The organism is Tunicatimonas sp. (assembly GCF_049647865.1).
In the GTDB taxonomy this organism is placed as follows: Bacteria; Bacteroidota; Bacteroidia; order Cytophagales; family Cyclobacteriaceae; genus Tunicatimonas.
On sequence record NZ_JBARYM010000816.1, the window covers coordinates 1 to 5099 of the forward strand.

The window sequence follows — 5099 nt, forward strand, 5'->3', positions numbered from 1 at the left end:
ACAACTATACCGGAGCCGATTTTATGTTCTTTTTGGCGGTACCCGGTTGGTTTATCGGGGCAATTCTATACATCGTTCTGAGCAAATTATTTCAATCGAAAATCGCTATCCCTAAAACTACCACCGCATGAGAAAACTTTTGATCGCCGTATCTTTTCTGGGGCTACTGCTTACGGTTGTTCCCTCCTTTTTAGTCTACCACGAAGTTATTGATTTCACTAATCATAAAACCTTAGCCCTGATCGGAACCTTACTATGGTTGGGAACCGCACCCTTTTGGATGAACAAACAGCAAAATTCTAACGTATGAACCGAGCATTAGATTATAAGACGTACCTCGACAAAATTCACGGTGGTTGGGTTGGCAAATGCGCCGGAGGCATTTTGGGGGCACCTATCGAGGGCTATAAAGCGTTTAATCAGATTGAGTTATCCGAAAAGCTGTTTGAGACCAACTTTCCCAACGATGATTTAGACTTGCAGGTGCTGTGGCTGGATATGGTGAAGCAGAAAGGTCCTTGGGTGCGCGAAAACGACTTTGCCGACCATTGGAAGCAGCACGTTCGCTTTCCCTGGGGCGAGTACGGTGTGGCTTCTCGCAACCTTGCTTTAAACGTTTATCCGCCGGAGTCGGGAACGCATAACAATCATTACTGGTACCGAGGCATGGGTTCGCCCATCCGCAGCGAAATTTGGGGAATGCTGTGTCCGGGAATGCCCGAGCGAGCTGCTTTTTATGCGGAGATAGATTCTAGCCTAGATCACCGCCGTTTTTCTATTGATGCTGAAAAATTCCTGTCGGCTTGCGCGGCTGAAGCTTTCTTCGAGAGTGATTTACGACGCATCTTCCGAACAGCACTGCGTTTGTTTTCCGAAAAAAGTGAATTGCATCAGATGGTAACCACTGTGATGAGCTGGGCGGAGAAATGCAGCTACGAAGTATCGATGGGCAAGATCAAAAGTTTTTACGGCGATGCTGATTTTACGTCGGCCCCAATGAACGTAGCTTTTGCGCTACTAGCGTTGCTAAGATCGGAAGGTAGCTTCGACGGAATTATGGATGCGCTGCATCTGGGACACGATAGCGATTGTGTGGTGGCCACCGCCGGAGCCCTACTGGGAATTGCTAAGGGTTACGAAGCCTCAGACCCCAAATGGAAAGAACTAGTGGGCGACGAACTGCTGGTTAGCCCTGAGATTATTGACATTGATCACGCTAATACTATTAGTGGATTGGCACAACAAACAGCTCAAGCCGGAATCGCCTTTATCCGGCATTTTAATGAAACTCAATTGAGCGATGCCCCCGAGTTCAATTTCTCACCCGCGCCACCCTGCCACGTGAACGTCTACCGCAGTTCGGAAGACGCCTCCGCTCTCATCGTGAAGTACGAGAACCTAACCGATCATTCGCAGTCGGCTCAGTTGGTTGTTCAATCGGATGACTTGACTTTTCCTGAAAATACGCTGGAATTATCAGTAGAAGGTAAAGGAGTAATTGAGCGAACGATAGCTTATCAGATACCCGAAACTACTTTCTCTAAATCTGCTCGAGCGTATTCGGTGGAAGTGCAAGTTGAGGGCGAACGAGTGCAGACGCTGGAGCGGGCGTTGCCTCACTACGGAAGTTGGTTACTGCTGGGACCGTTCATTCAGGATGATCCAAACTTAGCCTCGATGGATGAGGACTATCCTGACCACGGGCTGGCCTCTTTGCCTTCGTTTCAGTATATGAACCAAGATCGGGTGAATACCGATACGGACTTTGTTACGCGGGAAAAAATTCAGGAAATCGCTACGCAGAAAAATTACGATGCTCAGCCCTTCGTGGTGCAAGAGATTCATCCGTCAGGTTTTGTTATTAATCTGGGTGATTACTACTTGGGAAGAGGGGAGCGAACGCTGTACTTATACACTAAGCTACGTAGTGATGAAAATCGGCAGGTTTGGCTAACGATGGGCTGTAGCGTTTACTTCCGAGTGTGGTCTAATGGTGAGTTGGTGCATCATCAGCAAGAGATTCAACGTTGCTGGCCTTACGCCACGCGGAAGCTTCTCTCGTTGCAAGAAGGCAAAAATGATTTGTTGATTCGGATAGATTCTCCGGTAGATGAAATAAATTTGGAAGTGGGCTTTAAAGATTTTGCCGGAAAACACGCCCACCAAAGTTTCTGGAATACTGATCTGGTGCCTTATGTATAGAGTCCTAATTGTTATTGTTCTGCTACTGGTTTCTTCCGTCGGGCAAGCCCAGTCTACTTTTGAAACGACTACCTACCGAGGCGTAAATTGCGGAGTGACTTTGGTGGAAGAAGATGTAAAAGCCCTGGCTGATTTAGGTGGCAACTTAATCCGCCTAAGTTTTCCGTCCAACCCGCTAATGGCTATTGACCCTCCCTACAATTTCAACGAAGCAGCTTTCGCCTATCTAGATAGCGTGCTTCACTGGTCAGACAAATACGGAATAGCCGTGGTAATTGATCCTCACCGCTACCCTGGCACCGAACATCCCTGGACGATGCTCGGCAACGACCCTTTTTGGCAGGATTTTGCTTGGCACGAGCACACTATCCGGCTGTGGGAATATATTGCTCAACGCTACGCGCAGCGCGGTGATGTAATTGCCGGTTACGATCTGCTTAACGAACCAGGAGTGCCCAAGCCTGTAAAAGTTGGCTCACCGGGTGATTTAAACCTGCTTTATGCCAAACTGACGGAAGCTATCCGCCAGTACGACACTCAACATACAATTATTCTGGCTGCTCCCCGTGTGATGAGTGCCGCAGGTAGAGGTTCTTATATTCAGGGAATCCCTACATTGGAACTACCGAATGATGAGCATCTGGCGGTAGAATTTCATATGTACGAACCGCAGTCATTCTCTCATCAGGGAGTTAATGAGCCGAATGCTAATTTGGTAGAATATCCCGGTAAGATTGAGGAAGCGATGTGGAATAAGGAGAAAATCCACGCAGTTTATCAGCCAATTCGGGAGTTTCAGGATCAGCATCCGCAGGTTCCTTTATTTTTGGGAGAGTTTAGCTCTCCGCGCTGGTTGGGTAAAATGGGTAATCAGTACCTGGAAGATATTATTCAGGTCACTGAGCAACATAATATTTCCTGGACCTATCATGCTTTTCGCGAAGCCAGCGTCTGGAATCCCGAGCATTCCAACACCGATGCTGCCGATACGACTCGCCAAGCTACCACTCCCCGCTTGGAGCTACTGACTCGCTTCTTTGATCAGAGCGAAAAGTAATATTAACGCTCGGAGTCACTTCAACTGTACTTGCCTTACCTGATGAAATCCTCCTGCATTCCCTTTTTCTAAGCTGACGCGGCGCGGGGGGAGGGAATAATCAAGCACAATAGATCTATGCTATCAAATCTCTTGAAAATTAGGAGGAATAAAGTAGCTAATGATAGCAAAATCCTACGGGTTATCTAACTGATTCATCACTCCAGCGTAAAGAGCTGCGCCAATAATTCCGGCGTGGTTTCGGGATTCGGCTACTTTTATGGGAATATCTACGGTTAAATAGTCTTTAAATTTATCGTACTTTTTGCTAATACCTCCGCCCAAGATAAAATAGTCGGGGGCCATTACGCGCACTAGGTGGTGGAGGTAATAGTCGAACCGTTTGGCCCACTCTTTCATAGATAAATCTTCTCGCTTCCGAACGGAGTCGGCGGCGTAGCGTTCTACTGGCTCACCGTCTTTGTAAAGAATATGGCCTAGCTCCATATTAGGAATCAGCTGACCATTATAGAATAAGCCGGTACCCAGACCAGTACCAATGGTAATCATCATCACTTTTCCTTTCAAACCTTTGGCGGCACCAAATTCCATTTCAGCTACTCCGGCCAAATCGGCATCATTGCCCAAGTAGAATTTTAGCCCATCACATTGTTTGCTGAATAACTCATCGGCTTGGGTGCCAATCCATTTATCACTAATGTTACCCGCGGTCATCGTCTTTCCGTTGATAATCACCGCCGGAAAGCTGCATCCAACAAATTGTTTCCACTTAAAATGATCTACGATCTCCTCAACTGTTTCAGCAACCGATTTAGGCGTAGCCGGTTTGGGGGTATCAATTCGAAACCTATCGGTAATCAGCTCGCCCTGTTCAGTGTCTACAATCGCGCCCTTTATTCCTGATCCGCCTACATCTAGTCCTAAAATTTCCATGATATACTTTTGCTTGGTCTGTTACAGATTATGAGAGTTGCACAAACGTTAAACCAATGATTTTAAGGTATTGTTTATGACGAATAATTAGGGTTCACTGATATATTGTAATAGAACGCTAGCTGACTTTGGTAGCAGTCTTATCTGGCAACTGAGTATTGATCGTAAGAACCTTCGGTAACCTTTTTTACTGCTTGCAAATATTCAAATCCGTATTTACGGTCAGGTAGTAAATAGCCTCCTTCAATCCATTCATTCCACGAAAAAATAGTGATGAGTTTCGCTTGCTCGGGGTGTTTGTCGCAGTATTCTTTCGCTTCCTGAAGGTAGGCAGCGAAACTTTCCGGTGATTTGTTGTAGCGTACAATATCCTGCTCACCTTTGCCAGGAAAACGAGGCGTATCGTCCCAACCAATGGAAGCATTCGGAAATAGTGGAATTGAAAGTTTGTCCGCCCAGGCATCTCTTCGTGCAATGGCTTTACTTCCCCATTTCAAATAATCTTGCTCCCGCATCCATCCCCAATTATACTGAGTAGCGCTGTTGAAATTCAGTGCCTCTACTGTTTCTATCGTGTTTTGGTTTGGTTGCCCAAAAAGTACTGCCTGAAGATGAAGTCCGGGAAAACCAGCGGCTTTGGTTTGCTCTCTAAAGTAGTTGAGCGCTTCTTGCGCTGCTTCTAATCCGCCGAGCCCTTCCGTTAGATTGGTAAGGCTAAATATGGAAAAGACCGGCATGCCGTCTATTTTAGTGTAGTTAGGTTGACCAAAATACCGTGTGATCACTCTATCAACCACCGCCTTAAAGTTTTCTAGATCTACGGTCCCATGCCAGAGCAGGGTATCTACATCCGGATATTTATGCACATTCCAGTAGTTTTGCTTCACATCGTGGTTAGCCCACATCA

5 protein-coding genes are annotated in these 5099 nt (G+C 46.5%); 3 read left to right on the top strand and 2 right to left on the bottom strand.

Translation table 11 applies throughout. From position 1 onward, the window contains the following. Positions 1-127 precede the first annotated feature (127 nt). From WBA23_RS23560 to WBA23_RS23570, 3 genes are read left to right on the top strand one after another with little or no spacing between them, the layout of a single operon-like run. On the top strand, positions 128-310 hold the full coding sequence (locus tag WBA23_RS23560; protein WP_424584726.1) for a hypothetical protein: 183 nt from the start codon (positions 128-130) through the stop codon (positions 308-310). Then, positions 307-2202 (top strand): ADP-ribosylglycohydrolase family protein, encoded by a 1896-nt coding sequence (locus WBA23_RS23565; protein ID WP_424584727.1) that lies wholly within the window; start codon positions 307-309, stop codon positions 2200-2202. The genes WBA23_RS23560 and WBA23_RS23565 overlap by 4 nt, the downstream gene beginning before the upstream one ends. Then, positions 2195-3259: a glycoside hydrolase family 5 protein gene (locus WBA23_RS23570; protein WP_424584728.1), complete on the top strand. Its 1065-nt coding sequence runs from the start codon at positions 2195-2197 to the stop codon at positions 3257-3259. Before WBA23_RS23565 ends, WBA23_RS23570 begins: the two co-directional genes overlap by 8 nt. Before the next feature lie 174 nt (positions 3260-3433). On the opposite strand, the gene ppgK is transcribed toward WBA23_RS23570, so the two are convergent. Then, on the bottom strand, positions 3434-4192 hold the full coding sequence (gene ppgK, locus WBA23_RS23575; protein ID WP_424584729.1) for a polyphosphate--glucose phosphotransferase: 759 nt from the start codon (positions 4190-4192) through the stop codon (positions 3434-3436). Between the two features lie 140 nt (positions 4193-4332). Beyond that, on the bottom strand, positions 4333-5099 hold a 767-nt coding region (locus tag WBA23_RS23580; RefSeq protein ID WP_424584730.1), incomplete at its 5' end, for a glycoside hydrolase family 99-like domain-containing protein.

Bases quoted from the DNA above. Each gene is read 5' to 3' on its own strand.
- ppgK (WP_424584729.1), bottom strand. From the start codon at position 4,192: ATGGAAATTTTAGGACTAGATGTAGGCGGATCAGGAATAAAGGGCGCG.
- WBA23_RS23560 (WP_424584726.1), top strand. From the start codon at position 128: ATGAGAAAACTTTTGATCGCCGTATCTTTTCTGGGGCTACTGCTTACG.
- WBA23_RS23570 (WP_424584728.1), top strand. From the start codon at position 2,195: ATGTATAGAGTCCTAATTGTTATTGTTCTGCTACTGGTTTCTTCCGTC.
- WBA23_RS23565 (WP_424584727.1), top strand. From the start codon at position 307: ATGAACCGAGCATTAGATTATAAGACGTACCTCGACAAAATTCACGGT.